Consider the following 20527-nt stretch of genomic DNA (forward strand, 5'->3'; position numbering starts at 1 on the left):
GGCGGCCCGCTCGGGGGGCGATTTCCGACCCTCGTCCGGGAAGACCTCAACGGCGACGGTGTGTGATGATTAACCGCAAAGGGTAGTCAAAGAGCATGCTGCGCATCGGCACGTGGAGGTCTGCCGAGTCGGTCGACGTCGTCGTCTGCGGCTGGCGCGACAGCGACTCCGGGCCCTTCGAGACGGGCGTCAAGCTCATCTACGGCACGGGCGGCGGCCCGGTGCCGGACTTCCCCGGCCTGCGGGTGGGCGCCCCGGTCGCCCGCTGCGCCGAGGAGATCGCGGCGCTGTTGTCGCAGGGGCTCGACGTGGTCCGCACCGCGCCCGGCTGCTGTCCCGCCGCGCCCGTGGTGGCGGCGGGCATCTGGCACTACCGGTGGACGCGCGGCGACACCGGGGCGCTGGCGGGCGCGACCGTGGCGGGGCTGGCGCTGGCCGCCCATCCCGGCCCGTGCCGGCTGGAGCTCTGGCGCGACGGGCGCGGTTCGCTCGACGGCGACGTGCCGGCGGCGGCCGTGCACGCCTGCCTGGCCGGCCACTTCCCCGACGGCCGCTACCGCACGCCCGAGGTGACCGTGCCCCTGGAGTCGGTACGCCTGAGCCAGGTGGCCCCCAGCCGCATCCGCATCGCCCTCCGGCCGGGCGCCGTCACCACCTGAACCCGCGCGCCGGGCACCCGGCCCAGGCGTGAACCGCGGCGGCCGTCCCATGGCGTAGCGTGCAGGGAACCTCCTTGTGGAAGGACGGCGTGGAAGGACGGCACGGTGATCGAGGTCAGGGAGCTCCATGAGATCGCGGAGTTCGAGCGCGTGCACGCGCTCTTCGACGGCATCTGGCACTTCGGCTCCGCCGACCCGCCCGTCACGCTGGAGCTGATGTGCGCGCTGTCGCACGCGGGCGGCTACGTGGCGGGCGCGTTCGAGGGCGGGAGCATGGTCGGCGCCTCGGTGGGGTTCCTGGCCGCGGGCGCCGCGCTGCACTCCCACGTCACCGGCACGGCGGCGGGCCGCGGCATCGGGTTCGAGCTCAAACGGCACCAGCGCCGCTGGGCCCTGGATCGCGGGCTCGAGCGCATCACCTGGACCTACGACCCGCTGGTACGCCGCAACGCGCACTTCAACCTGGCCAAACTGGGCGCCCGGCCGGTGGAGTACCTGCCGTGCTTCTACGGCGTCATGGAGGACGCGATCAACCACGGCGACGAGTCCGACCGGCTGCTGGCGTCCTGGCCGCTGGCCGCGCCGCGCGTGGTGGCGGCGCTGGCGGGGCGCGGGCCGTCCGACATCCCGGCCCTGCGGGAGGCGGTGGTGGCGCTGGCCGACGAGGGCGGGCGGCCGGTGCCCGGCCCGGCGGACGCGCCGGTCGTGCTGGTCGCGGTGCCCGCGGACATCGAGGCGCTGCGCCGCGCCGACCCGGGGGCGGGCAAGGCGTGGCGGCACGCCGTACGCGAGGTGTTGGGTGGTCTGATGGCCGAAGGCCGCGAGGTCACCGGGTTCTGCGGGAAGTCGTCCTACGTAGTGGAGAGAATGTGAAGATCACTGGAGTGGAGCTGCGCCGGATCGCGATGCCGCTGGTGGCGCCGTTCCGCACCTCCTTCGGCACCGAGACCTCCCGTGACGTGCTGCTGGTGAGGGTGGTGACCCCCGACGCGGAGGGCTGGGGCGAGTGCGTGGCCATGTCCGAGCCGCTCTACTCCTCCGAGTACGTCGACGGCGCCGCCGAGGTGATCCGGCGCTTCCTGCTGCCCGCGCTGCCCAGGACCCTCGACGTCCACGACGTCGGCCGCGCGCTCGAGCCGGTCAAGGGTCACCGCATGGCCAAGGCGGCGCTGGAGACGGCGGTGCTCGACGCGCAGCTCCGTACGGCGGGCGAGTCGTTCGGCCGGTTCCTCGGCGCGGCCGCGACACGGGTGCCGTGCGGGGTGTCGGTCGGCATCATGGACTCGGTGCCGCAGCTCCTGGACGCGGTGGCGGGCTACCTGGAGGAGGGCTACGTCCGCGTCAAGCTGAAGATCGAGCCCGGCTGGGACGTCGAGCCGGTGCGGGCGGTGCGCGAGCGCTTCGGCGACGACGTGCTGCTCCAGGTGGACGCGAACGCCGCCTACTCGCTGTCCGACGCCCGCCGCCTGGCCCGGCTCGACGCGTTCGACCTGCTGCTGATCGAGCAGCCGCTGGCCAACGACGACCTCGTCCAGCACGCCAGGCTGGCCGGGCTGCTCAGAACGCCGATCTGCCTCGACGAGTCGATCGAGTCGGCCGAGCACGCCGCCGCCGCGATCGCGCTGGGCTCGTGCTCGATCGTCAACATCAAGCCGGGTCGCGTCGGCGGCTACCTGGAGGCGCGGCGCATCCACGACCTGTGCCGGGCCAACGGGGTCGCGGTGTGGTGCGGCGGCATGCTGGAGACGGGCCTCGGCCGGGCGGCGAACGTGGCGCTCGCCGCCCTGCCCGGCTTCACCCTGCCCGGCGACACCTCCGGCTCGCGCCGCTACTACGCCACCGACGTGACCGAGCCGTTCGAGCTGGTGGACGGGCATCTGGAGGTGCCGTCGGGGCCGGGGCTGGGGGTCGAGCCGGTCCCTTCGGTGCTGGAGGAGGTCACGACCGCCACGGAGTGGATCACTCTCTGAGCGTCCTGGGGGTCGCCCGGCCGCCGAGGTGCACGTACGGGGAGCCGTCGGCCAGCTCGTAGAACCTCAGGGGCAGCCAGTCGGGGGCGCCGCCCAGCCTGCCGACGAACGTGGTCTCGTCCACCGGGAACAGGCGGCACTCCTCCGGCTGGGTCTTCAGCGCGGCCAGCGCTCCCGTGGTCTCGTACCGCAGCCACGGCTCGCCGTCCCTGAGCGACACCGTGACGCGGGCCCCGGTGCGCTCGTAGACCCCCGCGTGGCGGGCGACGTCGACCTCGGGCGGCGTCTCGGGCGGTGACGGCAGCGGCGGGACGGTGAGCCCGTCGAGCTCGGCGAGCAGCTCGCGCGCCACGGCGCGGGTGAAGGCGCCGGAGAAGCCGCCGTTGGCGGTGACGCAGACGACGGTGCCGGTGCCGGGCACGGCCCAGAGCATGGCGTGCTGGCCGACGGTGTTGCCGCCGTGCGACAGGACCCGCTGCCCGCCCCACGTGTCGAGGATCCAGCCGAGGCCCCACTGCGCGCCCAGCCCGTGCGGGTTGGGCACGTCCGCCTGCGGCTCCCACATCGCGCGGGGATCCGACAGCAGGCCGCCCTCCAGGTGGGCGCGGGCGAAGGCGACGACGTCGGCGGGACGGGCGCAGATCAGGCCGGCCGGTCCCACCGAGCGCATGAGGCCCCACCGCGGCGCGGGCGCGCCGCCCACGTGGCCCATCGCGGCGCGCAGGCGCAGCACGTCCTCGGGCAGGGTCCAGGTGTGGGTGAGGCCGAGGGGCTCGACGATCTCCTCGCGGAGCACGTCGTCCCAGCGCTTGCCGGACAGCACCTCCAGCACGCGGCCCGCGACGACGAAGCCGGAGTTGCAGTAGGAGTGGGTGGCGCCCAGGGGATGGTTCTGGACCAGGTCGGCGCACGCCGCGACGTACCTCTCCACGCAGTCGTCGCCGCGGCCGGTGTCGAGGAACAGGTCGCCGTCGATGCCGCTGGTGTGCGACAGGAGGTGGCGGATCGTGACGCGCTCGGTGACCTCGGGGTCGGCCACCTTGAACTCCGGCAGCACCTCGGCCACCGGGGTGTCCGTCGTCAGCCTGCCGCGCTCGATCTGCAGCATGAGCAGGGTGGCCGTCCAGACCTTGGTGATCGAGCCGATCTGGTAGAGCGCGTCGGGGGTGGCCGCGACGCCGGTGGCGGTGTTGAGGGTGCCCGCGGCGTGCTCGTGCAGCTCTCCCTGGTGCAGGTACGCCAGCGCCGAGCCCGGCACGTCGTACTCGGCGATCAGCTCGGTCAACCGCTGATCCATTGCTAAGGCCACGTGGGGGTCCTCTCGTCGTGTGGATCGTCCGGGGTGAGACGGCTCGTACCCGCGCCGCGGGCCGCGCTCACCCGATCCGCCTTGCGCCGAGGACGAAATCCGGCCCGCCGCCCGCCGGGGGGCCGATCGGTACGGGGCCACGGCTCCGAGGACAATGGCCGGAAGCACTTTCCCCCGACCAGGCGGCCCGGACCCCAGGGCCCCCGCGAGAATGGATGGACAGCCATGGCACACAAGCCGGTACGGCAGGTCGCCGTGTTCGGTGCCGGGTACATCGGTCTGGTGACCGGCGCCTGCCTGGCCGAGCTCGGTCACCGCGTGGTGGTCCGTGACATCGACCCGGCGAAGGTCGCCCTCCTGCGCTCCGGCGACGTGCCCATCTACGAGCCCGGCCTGGGCGACCTGATCACCAGGAACAAGGAGCGGCTGACCTTCACCACCGACCTGGGCGAGACCCTCGACGGCGCCGAGCTGGCGTACGTGTGCGTGGACACCCCGCCGTCGTCGTCCGGCGACGCGGACCTGTCCCGGGTCTGGTCGGTCGTGCGGTCGCTGGAGGGCGCCGCGCACCTGCGGGCGGTGGCCATGAAGTCCACCGTGCCGGTGGGCACCGGCACCCGGGTGCGGGCCGCGCTCGACGCGAGCGGCCTGGCCCACGTCGGCTACGCCGCCAACCCCGAGTTCACCGCGGAGGGCACGGCGGTGCACGACTTCCTGCACCCCGACCGCATCGTCATCGGCGCGTCGGACGAGGCCACCGCCGCCCTGATCTCGGAGCTGCACGAGGGCGTGGACGGCCCGGTCGTGGTCATGGACGTACGCTCCGCCGAGATGGTCAAGCTCGCCTCGAACGCCCTGCTCGCCACGAAGATCAGCTTCATCAACGAGATCGCCACCCTCTGCGAGAAGACCGGCGCGGACGTCGAGGAGGTCGCCCGCGCCGTCGGCCTCGACCACCGCCTCGGCCCCCACTTCCTGCGGCCCGGCGTCGGCTGGGGCGGCTCCTGCTTCCCGAAGGACTCCGAGGCGCTGCGGCAGCTCGCCAGCAACACCGGCTACCACCTGCAGCTCCTGTCGGCCGTGATCGAGGTCAACAACCTGCAGAAGCGCCGGGCGGTCCAGAAGCTCAAGGACGAGCTGGGCACCCTCACGGGCATGCGGGTGGCGCTGCTCGGCCTGACGTTCAAGCCGGGCACCGACGACATGCGCGAGGCCACCAGCACGGTGCTGGCCTCCCGGCTGCTGGCGGAGGGCGCGGAGGTGCGCTGCTGGGACCCGATGGCCCGGCCGGCCGAGGTCGAGCCGTGGGTCTCGACGACCCGCCACGCCACGCCGGAGCTGGCCCTGGAGGGGGCCGACGCGGCGATCCTGGTCACCGAGTGGCCGCAGCTCAAGGACGTCGACTGGGCGGGGGCGGCGGCGGTGATGCGGCGGCCCGTGCTCTTCGACGGGCGCAACCTGCTGGACCCGGCGGGCATGCGGACCCTGGGCTACACGTACATGGGCGTCGGCCGCCCCTGACCCCTGCCCGCCCGCTGACCGTGCTCTGACCGTGCGGAATATTCCGTTGCGGTCCGGTGCTGAGCACCTCACTATGTTCCTCATGTTCCCGTACGCAAGCCACGCGACGCCCGCACCCGCGGGCGCTCCCGGGCGTGCCTGCGACGGCCTGGAGCGCTGACCTCTTCCCGTTAGTCCCGAGGTGACCCGGCGGGGGGAGGTCGACGGCCCACCACGGGTCACACGTTTTCTCCAGGTTCAAGGGAAGGGCATCATGGCCAAGCAGGCCTACGTACGCAACAAGCCGCATCTCAACATCGGCACGATGGGCCACGTCGACCACGGCAAGACCACGCTGACCGCCGCCATCACGAAGGTGCTGGCCGCGCGCGGGCAGGCCACGTACACGCCGTTCGAGCGGATCGACCGGACCCCGGAGGAGGCCACGCGGGGCATCACGATCAACATCTCGCACGTCGAGTACGAGACCGCCACCCGGCACTACGCGCACGTGGACATGCCGGGCCACGCCGACTACGTGAAGAACATGATCACGGGGGCGGCGCAGCTCGACGGCGCGATCCTCGTCGTGTCCGCGCACGACGGGATCATGCCGCAGACCAGGGAGCACGTGCTGCTCGCCAAGCGGGTCGGCGTCGAGCACCTGGTCGTGGCCGTCAACAAGGCCGACGGCGCCGACCCGGAGCTGACCGACCTGGTGGAGCTGGAGCTGCAGGAGCTGCTCGCCGAGCACGGCTACCACGGCGTCCCGATGGTCCGGGTGTCCGGGCTGCGGGCGCTGGAGGGCGACCCGGTCTGGACGGCGTCGGTCGAGGCGCTGCTCCAGGCGGTGGACGAGCACATCCCCGTACCCGTGCGGTACGTGGACGCGCCGTTCCTCATGCCCGTCGAGAACGTGCTGACGGTCACCGGCCGCGGCACGGTCGTGACCGGCGCCATCGAGCGCGGCACGGTCCGCGTCGGCGACACGGTCGAGGTGGTCGGGTTCGGCGACGGGTTCACCGCCGTCGTGACGGGCGTGGAGACGTTCGGCAAGACGATGGAGCGGGGCGAGGCCGGCGACAACGCCGCCGTACTGCTGCGCGGGGTGCGCCGCGACCAGGTACGGCGGGGGATGGTGCTGGCCGCGCCCGGCAGCCAGCAGGCGTCGGCGTCGTTCACCGCCCGGGTCTACCTGCTCACCCCGGAGGAGGGCGGGCGGCGCAGGCCCATCGCGTCCGGGTACCGGCCGCAGTTCTACCTGCGGACCACGGACGTGCCCGGCCAGCTCGTCCTGCCCGGCGAGCTGGACGCCCGGCCGGGCGACACGGTGGAGGTGACGGTCGCGCTGGGCAAGGCGGTCGCCGTCGAGCCTGGGCTCGGCTTCGCCATCCGCGAGGGCGGCCTCACGGTCGGCGCGGGCACGGTCCTCACCGTCCCCGCCTGACCGAGCCCGCCCCACCCGGTCCGAGCAGGGCGCGTCCGAGCAGGGCCGGGTCCCGCGTTCCGCGGGGCCCGGCCCTCTGGGCAGGGGGCGTGCGTGGCGCCCGGTCACCCGTCTCGCGACCGCGAAGCGGGTGACCCGGGACGCGCCGCCACCCCGTGCGGGGTCACGCGCGGTCGAAGCGGAGCCTGAGCGTCGCGCGCCGCGCCAGCAGGTCGTACGCGGGCAGCGTGCCGGGACCGCAACTGGCCGTGCCGATGCCCTGATGGGCGAGGTCGAGGTGGAGGTGCAGCCGATCCCCCGGCACCAGGTCGGGCCGGTGGCGGGCGGCGGCCAGCTCGCCGGTGCTCCACCGCCGGGCCGTCAGCCCGAACGTGGGTTCGCCCGAAACCCTGATCCCGCCGAGTTCGGCCCACCGCACCTCCGCCCGGTGCCCGTTCTCCTGCGGATAGACGTACGGCGTCTGCATCTGCTCCACCGTGGCCGACCACCGGCCCACCCGGGCGGCCAGGCCCGTGTCCGGGTACGCCTCCCCCGGCCCCAGCCCGAACCACGTCACCTCGTCCACCGCGGCGCCCGGCAGCGACATCGTCACCCCGAGCCGCGGGATCGGGTCGCGCCACTCACCGTCTGGCTCGAGGTCCAGCACCAGCCGCAGCCCGCCGTCGAACGTCCACCGGTACGTCGCCACCATCCCGAGATCGGTGGCGGCCGGTGCGACCCTGGCCCGCACGGTCAGCCCGTCGTCGAGGGTGACCTCGTCCACCCGGTGGGTGAGGCGGTGCAGGCCGAGCGCGCGCCACCGGCCGTCGAGGCCGCCGTAGCGGTCGTTGTCGGTCGGCGCCCGCCACAGGTCGAGCCTGGGCCCCTCCACCCGCACGCCGAACAGCCGCACGAGCCGCCCGGTGACCGCGTCGAACGCGCAACCGCCGACCGTCAGCTCACCACCCGCCGAATCACCACCAGTCGGCTCGCCGCCTCTCGGCTGACCGTCCGCCGAGTCACCTGCCGCCGGTTCGCCGCCGCCGCGGGTGAACGGCACCGTGACGTCGCGGTCCCTGGGCAGGGCGTGGGTCAGCAGCGCCTGCCCCCACGCCACCTCGTGCCCGGCCGTCGCCCACGGCTGGTCGGCGGCCAGCTCCGCGCGCACGGTCAGCCAGCGCTCACCGCCCCGCCCGCCGTCCAGGTCGGGCAGCTTGCACTCGCCGCCGGCCGCGGGCACGTCGAGGCGGTGCTCGGCGACCGTCTCGCCCTCCACCTGCACGGTCGCGACGAAGCGCAGGTGGGACAGGTCGGTGAAGTCGTAGCCGTTGACCACCTGGACGACCCCGTCGCCGAACTCGAACCCGACCGGCTCGAACACCTTCTTCAGGTCGATCAGGCCGGGCGACGGAGTGCGGTCGGGGAAGAGGAGCCCGTCGATGACGAAGTTCGAGTCGTGCACGGCCTCGCCGTAGTCGCCGCCGTAGGCGTACTCGTGCTCGGGGTGCGCCAGCCCGTGATCGATCCACTCCCAGACGAAGCCGCCGGCCAGGCGCGGGTAGCGCTCGAACAGCTCCTGGTACTCGGCCAGCCCGCCGGGCCCGTTGCCCATGGCGTGGGCGTACTCGCACAGCAGGAACGGCATGCGCCGCCGCCGCGCGTCGAGCCCGGGGTCGTCGAGCGGTTCCTCCTCGCGCCGGCCGATGGCCTCGACCTCGGCGTGGGAGGCGTACATGAGGGAGTAGACGTCGGTGTGCGCGCACGACCGGTCGCCCTCGTAGTGCAGCGGCCTGGACGGGTCGCGCTCGCGGGCCCAGTCGGCCATGACGGCCAGGTTGCGGCCGACGCCGGCCTCGTTGCCCAGCGACCAGATGATGACGCTGGGGTGGTTCTTGTCGCGTTCGACCGTGCGGCGCATGCGGTCGAGCAGCGCGTCGGCGTAGCGGGGGTCGTCAGTGGGGTTGCCGCGCCAGGCGACCTGGCCGAAGCCGTGGGTCTCCAGGTCGCACTCGTCGACCACCCACAGGCCCAGCTCGTCGCACAGGTCCAGAAAGTCGGGGTGCGGCGGGTAGTGGCTGGTCCTGACGGCGTTGACGTTGTGCCGCTTCATCAGCAGCACGTCCTCGCGCATGGTCTCGTACGTGACCGCGCGGCCCCGCTCAGGGTGGAACTCGTGCCGGTTGACGCCCTTGAGCAGCAGCGGGCGGCCGTTGGCCAGCAGCACGCCGTCCTCGATGGAGACCGTGCGGAAGCCGACGCGCAGCCGCAGCGTCTCCTCCTGGCAGGTCACCACGGCGTCGTACAGGCGGGGGGTCTCCGCCGTCCACGGCTCCACGTCGGCCGTGACCTCGGTGCCCGGCTCCAGGGCGTCGATGCCCAGTTCGGGGACGCTCAGACTGCCGGAGCCCTCGAAGCTGAGCGTGCCGCGGCCGTCGTGGTAGGAGGCGTGGACGAAGACGTCGGCGGTGGAGCGGGTGAGCGTGACGTCGCGGAAGATGCCGGGCAGCCACCACATGTCCTGGTCCTCCAGGTAGGTGGCCGCCGACCACTGGTGCACCCGTACGGCCAGCACGTTGCGGCCGGGGCGCAGGTGAGGGCCCGCGTCGTACTCGACGGGCAGCCGGCTGCCCGTGGAGAAGCCCAGCTCGTGGCCGTTGAGCCAGACCCGGGCGAACGATTCGGCGCCCTCGAACCGCAGCCGCCCGCCCGTCCACCCCTCGGGCAGGTCGAAGACGCGGCGGTAGTCGCCCGTCGGGTTGTCGTCGGGGACGTGGGGCGGGTCGACCGGGATGGGATAGGAGACGTTGGTGTAGGCGGGGGCGCCGTGGCCGTGCAGGTTCCAGTGGGAGGGGACGGGCAGGCCGGTCCAGCCGGAGTCGTCGTAGCCGGGGCGGGCGAAGTCGTCGGGGACGTTCGCGGTGGGCGAGAGGCGGAAGCGCCACGTCCCGTTGAGGTCGAGTGCGGGGGCGTCGGAGCGGAGTGCGGCCCGAGGTTCGAGCCTGCCCGAACCAGGGGTGAATGTTTCGAGATCCATCGCGAGCGAGCCTAGAGGGTCGAAGCCGTTTGTGACAGTTTCGCCGGTGGTGCTCCTCATCGTCCGGCTCCCAGTTTGTAGATCCGGCGCGCGTTCTCGGCGCCCACCATGACCGCGACCCGCTCGGCCTGCGCGGCCGACCACTCCCCCTCGGCCACGAACGTCCCCAGCACCCGCGCCATCGCCCGCCGCCACAGCAGCGCCCCCAGATGGTGCAGCTCGGCCGGCCCCCACGCGTCGGAGGAGTAGAGCAGCTTCGCGAACGGCGCCACCTCCAGGCTCTCGGCCACCACGGCCGTGCTCCGCGCCCCCGTGTGGTTGATCGCCAGCCCCACGTCGAAGAACACGTTCGGGTACGCCTGCGCCAGGAACCCCGCCTGCCGCTGGTACGGATAGCAGTGCAGCAACAGCAGCGGCACCCCGGTCGGCGCGGCCCGCTCGATCAGCCCGCGCAGCAGCAGCGGGTCGGCCCGCCGCAGGTCCACGTCGGGATCGCCGAGCCCGATGTGGAACTGCAGGGGCAGCCCCCGCTCCAGCCCGGCCCAGAGGAGGTGCCGAACGAGCACGGGGTCGGCCAGCCGCCCTCCCCCGCCGGCCAGCCACCGCCCGGCGGCCTCGGTGACCTCGGCGGGCGTGGGCGGGGCGGGGTCGAAGTCGAGCCCGCACCGGTAGGCGGCGACGGTCTTGAGCCCGCGGGCCGTACGGGTGCGCTCCCACAGCGCCTCCGCGAACCGCGCCGCGAACGCGCCCGCCCCGCACCCGGCGGCGGCCACCTGCTCGGCGATGCTCTCCAGCCGGACGACCTCGTCCGCGGGCACCCCGGTGACCTCGGCCATCCCGGACGGCCCGAGCAGTTCCTCGCCCCGGTGGCCGGTCTCCACGAGGAAGTGCCCGACGCCGCTCGCGCCGAGCAGCAGCCGGTTGACCTCGTCGACGCCGAGCCTGGCGCGCCGGGCGAGGTACTCCTCGGGGGTGCAGAAGGGTTCGAGCCCGAGCACGGGCGCGCAGTGGCGCAGGATGGCGAAGCCGAGCTGGGAGTCGAACTGGGTCATCCAGTCGGGCACCGGCCGGTCGGACTCGGTGATCATCTCCTCGAACGCCGTTCGGGACAGATCGTGCGCGCAGGCCCCGTGGACGTGGTGGTCCACCAGCGGCAGCTCCTCCAGGACGCGGGCGAGCCCGGCGGGCACGAGATCGAGCTCTACGGACATGGGCGCTCCTCCTCCTTCGGCCGCGCGGGCGCCGGGCGCTTCCACGATCTCGTACCCGGCCCCTGCCCGCGACCTGCCCGGACGAACGCGCGAGGGCCCCGTGGGACGGCGTCCGTCCCACGGGGCCCGAGGTGCGTTACGGTCAGCCACGGTCAGGCGCGGTGCGGCGCGGTCAGGCGGCGGCCCTGGCGGTCGTCGCGACCTCCGCCTGCCGGGTGACCCCGTTGACCGTGACGGCCACGGTCACGCGTCCCGCGCGCAGCGCCGTCAGCGTGCCGGTCGTGGGGTCGAGCACGGCCACGTGCCACGGCTTGGCCGTCTTGCGCGTCCCGACGTGCAGGTTCGGCGAGCCGGACCAGGTGGCCGAGACCGGGTAGGCGACCGGCACGGTCCGGCCGCTCTGCAGGATCGCGGCCGTCACCGTGCCGGGCGAGCCGGCGGCGACCGTGGCGGGGGCGGTGAGCGTCAGCTCGTCCACGTGCGGGCGCACCTGCGTGCCGATCCAGTCGGGCGCGTCGGTGAACCAGCTCCGCTTGACCTGCTCGGCCTCGGCCCGCGTCACCGGGTCCACGCCCCACAGCGACCACCCGGTGAACCCGCCGTCGTCGGGGGCGGTGGCGGGGTTCTTGCCGGAGTTGCCGTTGATGAAGTACGGCACCGCGTCCACGCGCTCGGCGTGGAACGTCCCCACGTGCGCCCCGATGAACGCGGCGCCCTTGCCGGTGTCGCGCTGGAAGTCGGCCAGCCAGCCCTCCACGAGCGCGGCCTCCTTGCGGTCGCCGAGCTGGCTGCCCTTGCCGGGCGTCGGGTCGCGCGGCGGCACGTGGAACAGGACGGCGACCGACCCGACCGAGCCGTCCTTGGCCGCCTTGTCCAGCTCGGAGCGGAACATGGCCATCTGGTCGTAGCCGCCGCCCCTGAGGTTCAGGCGGGAGGTGTCCAGCGTGACGAAGCGGGTGCCCTTGTGGTCGAAGGTCCCGTACGTGTCGCCGAAGACGGCCTTGAAGTTGTCGATCTTGCCGCCCATGACCTCGTGGTTGCCCGGGACGTAGCGGTACTCCACCGTCCCGCCCAGTTCCTCGTCGAGGATCTTCTTGGCCAGCGCGAAGTCCTCCGGCGACGCCTCGTCCACCAGGTCACCGTTGATCACCAGGAAGTCGGGCTTGGCCGCCTTGATCTCGCGCAGGGTCCTGCGCGCGTTCTTGACCAGGTCGCTGTCCGGGTTCCTGGCCACGAACTGGGCGTCCGACATGACCGCGAAGCGCCACGGCATCTTCGACACGTCGTTCTTGACCACGGGGTCGGCCGTCTCGGGCGCGGCCGGGGCCTCGACCGACGGCGGCACCTTGGCGACCAGGCCGTCGATGAGGATCTGGTTGGTGTACTTCACGTCGGCCTTGGTCTCGGCCACGTAGAAGCGCCGCAGCTTGAGCGGGTAGTTGACGCCGGGAGGCACCGCGAACTCGACGTAGCGCCAGCCGGTCCACGTCATGTACGGCCCGCGCAGGATCTGCGACTGGCCGAGCGCGTCGTAGAACTCCAGGCTCGGCCACTCCCCCTTGCCGGTGGAGTTGATCCAGAGCCCGAACGCCTGCGGCTGCCCGTCGACCACGATCTGCTGGGGCGGGCTGGCGTAGGCGGCGCGGGTGGCGGTGGAGGTGGTGAAGTCGTAGGAGAGCTTGAGCCCGCCTCCGCTCTGGCCCGGCGCGGCCGACAGCGAGCCGGTGGCGCGGGCGGCGGCGAACGTCCACTTGGCCGCGTCCTCGAAGTCGGCGACCGGCTTGTCCTCGAACCCGACCGTCACCGGCACGGCGGTGGTGATCTTGCCGACCTTGGCGGTGATCAGCCCGGAGCCGGTGGCCCGCTTGGCCTTGACGGTGAAGTAGCCCTGCTCGGCCGGAATGACCTCGAACAGGTCCCGGTCGTAGTCGAGCGTGAGGTCGCCGGGCTCGATGGGCGCGGAGTTGCCGTTGCGGTCGTAGCCGACGACGCCGAAGGTGGCCGTACCGTCCTGGCCGGCCATCCCCAGGCGGTCGGCGGTGGCGCCGAGCCGCTCCAGGGGCTGCAGCACGGTCAGCTCGATGGCGCCCTTGGCGTTGCCGCGCGAGGCGGTGACCGTGGTCTGGCCGGGGATCAGGGCGTGGAACTTGCCGTCGCGCACGACGCCGTGCACGGCCGGGTTGGCCCGCCACGACGGGGCGCCGGCGGCGGGGCCGTACGTCTCGTCGTAGCCGGCGGCGGTCAGCCGCCTGGTGAGGCCGGGGAAGACGCGGTCGGGGCGGCCGCCGGCGACGGGCCCGACGCCGGGCGCCTTGGCCGGGTCGCTAGCGGTCTCCAGCCAGAAGCCCTTGAGCCGGCCGCTGCCCTCGGGCGCGTAGAGCGCCAGGCCGTTGGGGACGTGGCGCTCGCCGCCGTCGGAGGGGCTGTTCTCCACCTGGACGTCGGCGGAGCCGGGCTCGCGGGCCAGCATGGTGGAGGAGCCGCCGCCGTCGAGGTTGAGCGCGTTGGCCGCGCCGAGGTCGACCATCATGGCGGCCAGCTCGTTCAGCGTGACGCCGCGGCTGTCGGCCTGGCGGCCGTCCACGGTGAGCAGGTACATCTTCCTGCCGTCCGCCGAGAAGCCGACGGCGGTGCGCGGGTGGGCGGCGGCGTCGGTGGAGTTCTGCACGACGCCGTCCTTGACCAGCACCCAGTTGCCGCCCACGGCGGCCTTGACCGAGCTGCCGTCGGAGGGCTTCGGCTGGTACTTGACGTCGACCTTGTCGCCGGGCTTCAGCGCCTTCAGGGCGGCGGCCCCTGCGTCGCGGCCCAGCAGGATCGTGGTGCCGGCGGGGATGGGGCCGGTGCCGGCGGACGTGCGTACCTCGGTGACCACGCCGTCCACCAGGACGGCCTCGGCGACGGAGGCGGCGCCCTCGACGGCGCGGGCCCGGTTGTAGGAGCCCCACAGCGGCGTGAACAGGCCGACGCCGTCGCGCTGGACGATCTGGTTGAACTGGGTGAGCTTGACCGGCGAGCCGCCGGCCGGGGTGGCGCTGCCCTCGAAGTACATCTTGAGCACACGCCCGACGCCGTCTCCGGTGACCGCGACCGCGTTCTCGTGCCCGGAGACGGGCGACTGGATCAGCTTGCCGTCCTGCACGCCGATGCCCTGGGCGGCGCCGGAGTTGTTGATGTCGAAGAAGTCGCCGTTCACGGCCGCGACGGCGCGCGAGCGCTTGGCGGGCCCGGACAGCGGCTCGGTCTTGGACACCTCGCCGGAGAAGACGTAGTCGGCGCTCGGGCCGGAGCCGCCGAGGTCGGCGGTGACGGCGTCCGCGCGCAGCCAGCCGAGCGCGTCGTAGGTGTCGAACGAGGTGAGCGAGATGCCCGGGGCGACCGGCCGGGTCTTCATGGCCGTCTCCAGCCGGGGCTGCCCCGCCGTGGACAGGGCGGGGGTCTGCGCCAGCAGCGTGGAGGGCGCCGAATAGGACGACGCCTCGGGGGCGTCCTCTGCGGGAGCTGTGGGATCGGCCTGCGCGGGCGCGCCGAAGGCCATCGGGCCTAAGACGATCGCGGCGGCGGCCAGGAATCGGAGGGTCTGCACGACCGCACTCAATCGCTCGTGGATATAACTTTCAAGACTTAGGAGTGAACTAAAAGAAAACTTCAGATCTTGCACGCCCATGACCTCGGCTTACACGGAGGCTGACAGAATCGGCCGCCGCCCGTGAGGCTCCCCATGAAGCTCCGCGCGAGGCTCCACGAGGCTCCACCGGGGCCCGCTCGCGGGGCGAGCGGGCCCTGGGGCTCAGACGGCACGTTTGACGGTGACGAGCCGGTCCAGCGCCTCCTCGTAGGACGGTTCGAGCCAGTAGTCGGAGTGGCGCTGCGGCTCGGGCAGCGGCTCGCCGGGGCCGGGCGGCTTCGGGTCCCACAGGAACCGGTCCACCGCGTCCAGGGAGGACCTGCCGGGCTCGGCGGGCGCGAGGGGATCGACGCGCCAGAAGACGGGCCCGCCGATGGGGTCGCTCAGCCGGTAGAGGTTGCACCAGCTCACGGCGTCGCGTACAGCCGACAGCCCCGGCCCGCCGAAGTAGGCGGGGAAGTAGTGGGCGTACAGGCGGCGCAGCGGCGAGCCGTGCGTGAGCAGGCCGACGCGCCCCCGCAGGCCGGGGTCGAGCTGCAGCACGAGGGCGGCGGCGATGACACTGCCCTGGCTGTGCCCCGACACCACGACGTGGTCGTCCTCGCCCGCGGCGAGGCGGCCGACCCTGGCCGTCAGCTCGGGGACGACCCGCTCGGTGTAGCAGGGCGGCGCGAGCGGGTGGATGGCCCGGGGCCAGAAGGTGGAGACGTCCCACAGGATCCCGATCGTCCTGCGCAGCCCGCGGTCGGTGTACGTACGGCGGCCGAGCAGCACCAGCCCCGACAGGGCCGCCACCATCACCCAGCTCCCGGCCGTGGCCGACAGCCCGGCGATCCCGCCCTCGGGCGTGGACAGCCGCAGCAGGTGGACCACCGCCACGGCGCCGGACCCGGTCACGCCGATCCAGGTGAGCACGCCCAGCACGAGCCCGGCGCGATCGGTGAGCGAGGCCAGCGCCCACGCCCCGGCGACCACCTGGGCGTCGTCGCGCTCTCCGTAGTACGCCTTCAGCCCCGGCGTCAGCCGCGCCGCCTCCGCCCGGCGGATCAGGAGCAGCACCCCGGCCACGGCCAGGAGCCCCAGCGCCAGCAGCGGCACCAGGGCCGCGGACCACCAGATCATGTCGTCGAGGAGCAGCGTGCGCTCCGGCACGCGCGGACCGGCGGCGCTGCCGGGATCGCCGAAGAAGTCCGCGGTCCAGAACAGCAGGCCGAGCGCCAGCACGTTCGCGGCGGCCACGGCCAGCATGAGCGTGACCCAGGCGGCCAGTCCGCCCAGCGCGGGCCGTTCGCCCGGCCCGTCGCGGCTGTCCAGGCGGGCCAGCGCCCCGATGGCGACGAGGAGGAAGAGCCCGAGTGCGACGGTGAGCCCGTAGTGGAGCGCTCCGATGCCGACGCCGGGCAGCCGCCACAGCACGCTTCCGCCCGCGCCGGACGGCAGCCCGGCCAGCGCCGCCGTGATCGTGACCAGGAACACCAGCGGGGCCGCCACCCGCAGCGCCCGGCACGCGTACGTGAGCCGGGCGGGCACCTGCCGCCCGGAGCGCGGGTCGAGCCGCCTGGCCGTCCACGGCAGCGTGACCAGCACCGCGGCGGCGAGCAGCACGGCCGCGTTGGCCAGGGTCAGCGCGAACCCGCGCGGCGTGCCGGCGAACGGCGCCGACACGGCCACCCCGATCGAGGCGATCGAGAAGGACACGTGCACGACCCGCAGCCGCCACACCGGCGCGCCGCCGTGCCACAGGCGCGGCCTGGCCAGCAGCGCCCCGCCACGCGCGCCCTCCTCGGGCGGCACGGAGGGCGACACGGAGGAGGGCACAGGGGACGGCACAGAGGACGGCACAGGGGACGGCACGGGGGACGGCACGGGGGGCGACGCGGAGGGCGGCACGGGAGGCGCGGGCGGCACGGTGTTCTCGTCGCGCCGCCAGGTGCGCCGCCCGAGCCACCACAGCAGGACGACGAGCACCAGGGGGACCATCGCCGTGACCGCCAGCCGCCTGGACGGCTCCTCCCCCCACAGCGTCGCCAGCCAGCGCACCCAGCCGGGGGCGGCGCCGGAGTCGCAGGCGTGGCCGGCCGCGGTGCACTGCCAGCCGATCAGGTCGACGGCGGCCCGGGTGACGGCGCCGACGAGCGTACCGGTGAGCAGCAGGGCGAACAGCCGCTGCGCCGCCTCGGTCACGCGCCGCAGCCGTCTGCCCCTGGCGGGCCTGGGGAGCATGAAGTAGGACAGGTTGGCCAGCGAGAACGGCAGCAGGAGCAGCCACAGCGCGACCGCCCGGCCGCCGGAGGTGAGGTTGCCCCACGCGTACGCCTCGCGGTGGCGGACGCCCGGCACGTCGGGATGGTCGCCGGTGGGCTGGCCGCCCTCCCACCAGCGCCGGTAGAACCCGGTGGTGCCGTCGCCCGCCACGAGCCGGGGGTGGGGGTGGTTCAGGATGCCGGCCGGGGGTGTGCCGGAGACGCCGTGGACGCGTAGCTCGGTCACTCCTCCCCGGGTCTCGTCGAGGAATCCGTCCATGCGACCAGGATCCTGCGCCGACCCTGGTCGCGTACAGTGACCGATCGGTTACTTATGGAGTTCACGCCTTGGTGGCGCCCGCGGTGAGCCCGGTGATCAGGTGCCGCTGCACGAGGAGGAACACCGCTCCGGCCGGGAGGGCGATGAGCACGGCGGAGGCCGTCATCAGGCCCCAGTCGGACCAGTGCTGGCCGACGAACTGCTGCAGCCCGACGCCGAGCGTGCGCTTGTCCTCCTGCGACATGAACACGGTGGCGTAGCCGACCTCGCCCCAGGCCGTCATGAAGCAGTAGAACGCCGTGACCGCGATGCCGGGACGCGCCAGCGGCAGCACCACGCGCCAGAAGACGCCGAACGGGGTCAGCCCGTCGACCAGGCCGGCCTGGTCGATCTCGATCGGCACCGTGTCGAAGTAGCTCTTCATCATCCAGGCGCTGAACGGCACCGCGATCGTCATGTACGCGATCACCAGCCCGGGGATCTGGTTGAGCAGCCCCAGCCCGGCCATCAGGTTGTACAGCGGCACGATCAGGATGGCCACCGGGAACATCTGGGTGACCAGCAGCAGCCACATCACCGAGCGGTGGCCGGGGAAGCGGAAGCGGCTGACCGCATAGCCGGTGGTGGCGGCCAGGAACACGCCCAGCACCATGGTGAGCCCGGCCGTCAGCACGCTGTTGAGCAGCCAGCGCGGGAACTCGGTGGCGGTCAGGACACGGACGTAGTTGTCCAGCGAGGAGTCGTCGAAGAGCCGCAACTCGGCCGACAGCCAACTGTCGCGCGGCTTGAGCGAGGTCAGCACCAGCCAGACGACCGGGAACAGGGAGATGGCGACGGCCAGCAGCAGGCCGGTGTGCAGGCCGATCGAGGCCAGCGGGCCCCGCTCGCCCCGCCGCCGGACACGGGGGCTCTTCGGCGGGCTCACGGGTCCGCTCACCAGGGATCTCCTTGACTGCGCAGAGTACGGCGGTAGCCAGCGGCCAGCACGACCAGCATGGCCAGGATGAGCACGCCCCAGGCCGCCGACCCGGAGTAGTCGCGGACGCCGGTGAACGCCTTGCGGAAGGCGTACGTGACCAGGATCTCCGTCTCGCTGCCCGGCCCGCCGCGGGTGACCAGGAAGATGATCGGGAACATGTTGAACGTCCAGATCGTGCCCAGCAGCACCACCGTGCTCGACACCCGGCGCAGGCCGGGCAGCGTGATGGCCCTGAACCGCTGCCAGGGGCCGGCCCCGTCCACCTCGGCCGCCTCGTACAGCTCGGCCGGGATCGACTGGAGGCCGCCCAGCAGCGCCACCATCATGAACGGCACCCCGATCCACACGTTGACCACGATCACCGCGAGCTTCGCCGTGACCGGGTCGTCCAGCCAGCCCACCCCGCTCAGGCCGGCCAGTTCGAGGAAGCCGTTGATCACGCCGTAGTCGCTGTTGTAGAGGTAGCGCCAGATGAAGGCGGCCACGAACGCGGGCACCGCCCACGGCAGGATCAGCAGCACGCGGTAGAGCGAGCGCAGGCGCAGGCGGCGGTTGAGCATCACGGCCAGGCCCAGGCCGATGCCGTAGTGGAGGACGACGCAGGCGGCCGTCCAGACCACGGTCCACAGGAGCTTGTCCCAGAACAGGGCGCTGGTCAGGATCTGCAGGTAGTTGTCCAGGCCGACGAACTCATAGGTGGCCGGGATGACGTTGACGCCGATGGTACGGCCGATGTTGGCCTCGGTCGCGTCGGTCAGCGACAGGTAGACGCCGCGCGCCAGCGGCCAGCCGATCAGCACGAGCATCACGACGAGCACCGGCGCGACCATCGCCCAGGCGTACCAGTGGGTGGCCATTGCCCGCCGCAGGCGTCCTGGCGTGCCGGGGCGCCGGCCGGCGGCGGACCCGCCCGCGGCCGGCGCCCGTCCGGTGGACACCGCCACCGGTCAGCTCCAGTCCTTCATGATGCCGCGGTACTGCTCGTCGACCTGCTTGAGCATGTCCGCGGGCGCGGACTCGCCACCGACGAGCGCCTCGTAGCCCTCCAGCAGCGGCTGGAAGAGCTGCCCGCCCTCGGGGATCCAGGGGCGGGCCACCGCGGTGTCCATGATCGGCTTGAACACGGCGACGTCCGCGTTGCCCTGCACGCCGGGATCGGTGTAGGCGGAGGTGCGGGTGGGCAGGAGGCTGATCTCCTTCGCGATCTTCGCCTGGGCCTCGCGGGTGGTCATGAACCGGACGAACTCGTACGCGGCCGGGATGTTCTTCGAGCCCGCGTAGATGGCCAGGTTCCAGCCGCCCGTGGGCGCCCCGGCCTTGACGGACCCGGCCGGGACCGGCGCGATGCCCAGGTTCGTCTTGTCCTGGAACTCCTTGCCCTGGTAGATCTCCGACAGCGCCCACGGCCCGTTGTAGATCATCGCCGCCTTGCCCTCCTTGAGGGCGGTCATGGCGTTGGCGTAGCTCTCGGTCGTGGCCGGCTTGGGAGCAGCGCCCGAGCTGATCAGGTCGGCGACGGTCTCCATCGCCTTCACGTTCGCCGGGGAGTTGACCACGATCTTCTTGTTCGCGACGTCGAGCAGGTCGCCGCCCTCGCCGTACATGAAGGGCAGCAGGAAGTAGGAGTCGACGTTCAGCGCCAGCCCGGCCGCGCCGGTCTTGGCCTTGACGTCGAGCGCGGTCTGCTTCAGCTCGGCGACCGTCTTCGGGGGCTCGTCGTGGCCGGCCTCCTTCAGCAGGCGCTTGTTGTAGAGCAGCGCGAGGGTGTCGGTGACCTGCGGCACGGCGTACGTCTTGTCGTTGAACTTCGTGCTGCTCGCCGGGCCGGCCAGGAAGTCGCCGGGGTTGTCCACCGCCCTGGAGCCGTCCAGCGGTTGCAGGTAGCCCAACGAGGCGAACTGCGCGGTCCAGGCGACCTCGGAGCGGATCACGTCGGGCGCTCCGGTGCCGGCCTGCGCCGCGGTCTGGAACTGGCCCTGCGCCTGGTCGGAGGGCACGTTCACATATTTGACCTTGACCTGCGGATACTTGGCCTCGAACTCCTTGATCAACGCCTGGAACGTCGGCCCCTCGCTCTCGGGGCGCGTCGTGTCCCACCACGTCAGCTCGCCGCTCACCTGCGACGGGTCGGAGACCGACGCCGCCGGGGCGGCCCCCTGCCCACCGCCGCCGCCACAGGCGGAGACCACCAGAGCCAGTGCCGCAACGGCCGCCGCGGACGGTAACTGTCGTCGCATGTTTCTTCTCTCTCACAACTCGTCGGAGGTCGGAGTAAGCGGAGGGTACGC

13 protein-coding genes are annotated in these 20527 nt (G+C 72.9%); 5 read left to right on the forward strand and 8 right to left on the reverse strand.

The window, feature by feature from the left end; all coding sequences use genetic code 11:
* Positions 1 to 95 precede the first annotated feature (95 nt).
* From ACZ6S0_RS28720 to menC, 3 genes are all read left to right on the forward strand, one after another.
* Entirely contained in the window at positions 96 to 659 is a 564-nt protein-coding gene (locus ACZ6S0_RS28720; protein ID WP_465922415.1) for an acyclic terpene utilization AtuA family protein, read from the forward strand.
* A 105-nt stretch (positions 660 to 764) separates the two neighbouring features.
* Positions 765 to 1532 carry a GNAT family N-acetyltransferase gene (locus tag ACZ6S0_RS28725; protein WP_465922416.1) on the forward strand — a complete coding sequence of 256 codons (768 nt, stop codon included), beginning with the start codon at positions 765 to 767 and terminating at the stop codon, positions 1530 to 1532.
* A complete protein-coding gene (gene menC, locus ACZ6S0_RS28730; RefSeq protein ID WP_465922417.1) occupies positions 1529 to 2629 on the forward strand; it encodes an o-succinylbenzoate synthase in 1101 nt (366 codons plus the stop codon). The genes ACZ6S0_RS28725 and menC overlap by 4 nt, the downstream gene beginning before the upstream one ends.
* On the opposite strand, the gene ACZ6S0_RS28735 is transcribed toward menC, so the two are convergent.
* On the reverse strand, positions 2619 to 3914 hold the full coding sequence (locus ACZ6S0_RS28735; RefSeq protein WP_465922418.1) for a serine hydrolase domain-containing protein: 1296 nt from the start codon (positions 3912 to 3914) through the stop codon (positions 2619 to 2621). The two genes, menC and ACZ6S0_RS28735, sit on opposite strands and share 11 nt — an antisense overlap.
* Before the next feature lie 249 nt (positions 3915 to 4163).
* Between ACZ6S0_RS28735 and ACZ6S0_RS28740 the strand changes: the two genes are divergently transcribed.
* Together ACZ6S0_RS28740 and tuf are read left to right on the forward strand one after the other, a co-directional pair.
* Positions 4164 to 5459, forward strand: coding sequence for a UDP-glucose dehydrogenase family protein (locus tag ACZ6S0_RS28740; protein ID WP_465922419.1), 1296 nt, complete (start codon positions 4164 to 4166; stop codon positions 5457 to 5459).
* 253 nt (positions 5460 to 5712) lie between these two features.
* Positions 5713 to 6885 (forward strand): elongation factor Tu, encoded by a 1173-nt coding sequence (gene tuf / locus ACZ6S0_RS28745; protein ID WP_465922420.1) that lies wholly within the window; start codon positions 5713 to 5715, stop codon positions 6883 to 6885.
* A gap of 163 nt (positions 6886 to 7048) precedes the next feature.
* Here the strand turns inward: tuf and ACZ6S0_RS28750 are convergent, their stop codons facing one another.
* The 7 genes from ACZ6S0_RS28750 to ACZ6S0_RS28780 all read right to left on the reverse strand — a co-directional run bounded on the left by ACZ6S0_RS28750 (position 7049) and on the right by ACZ6S0_RS28780 (position 20476).
* Positions 7049 to 9898, reverse strand: a complete 2850-nt coding sequence (locus ACZ6S0_RS28750) for a glycoside hydrolase family 2 TIM barrel-domain containing protein (protein WP_465922421.1) — start codon at positions 9896 to 9898, stop codon at positions 7049 to 7051.
* A gap of 56 nt (positions 9899 to 9954) precedes the next feature.
* Positions 9955 to 11109 (reverse strand): amidohydrolase family protein, encoded by a 1155-nt coding sequence (locus ACZ6S0_RS28755; protein WP_465922422.1) that lies wholly within the window; start codon positions 11107 to 11109, stop codon positions 9955 to 9957.
* A 172-nt stretch (positions 11110 to 11281) separates the two neighbouring features.
* A complete protein-coding gene (locus ACZ6S0_RS28760) occupies positions 11282 to 14695 on the reverse strand; it encodes a phosphodiester glycosidase family protein (protein WP_465922423.1) in 3414 nt (1137 codons plus the stop codon).
* 204 nt (positions 14696 to 14899) lie between these two features.
* The gene (locus ACZ6S0_RS28765) at positions 14900 to 17260 is read right to left on the reverse strand and encodes a hypothetical protein (RefSeq protein WP_465922424.1); all 2361 of its coding nucleotides are present in this window, start codon (positions 17258 to 17260) and stop codon (positions 14900 to 14902) included.
* Positions 17261 to 17321: 61 nt separating this feature from the next.
* A complete protein-coding gene (locus ACZ6S0_RS28770; protein WP_465922425.1) occupies positions 17322 to 18197 on the reverse strand; it encodes a sugar ABC transporter permease in 876 nt (291 codons plus the stop codon).
* Positions 18194 to 19183 (reverse strand): carbohydrate ABC transporter permease, encoded by a 990-nt coding sequence (locus ACZ6S0_RS28775; protein ID WP_465922426.1) that lies wholly within the window; start codon positions 19181 to 19183, stop codon positions 18194 to 18196. Before ACZ6S0_RS28775 ends, ACZ6S0_RS28770 begins: the two co-directional genes overlap by 4 nt.
* 3 nt (positions 19184 to 19186) lie before the next feature.
* Positions 19187 to 20476 carry an extracellular solute-binding protein gene (locus ACZ6S0_RS28780; protein ID WP_465922427.1) on the reverse strand — a complete coding sequence of 430 codons (1290 nt, stop codon included), beginning with the start codon at positions 20474 to 20476 and terminating at the stop codon, positions 19187 to 19189.
* Positions 20477 to 20527 lie beyond the last annotated feature (51 nt).

The sequence above is a fragment of the Nonomuraea sp. NPDC051298 genome (assembly GCF_055586305.1).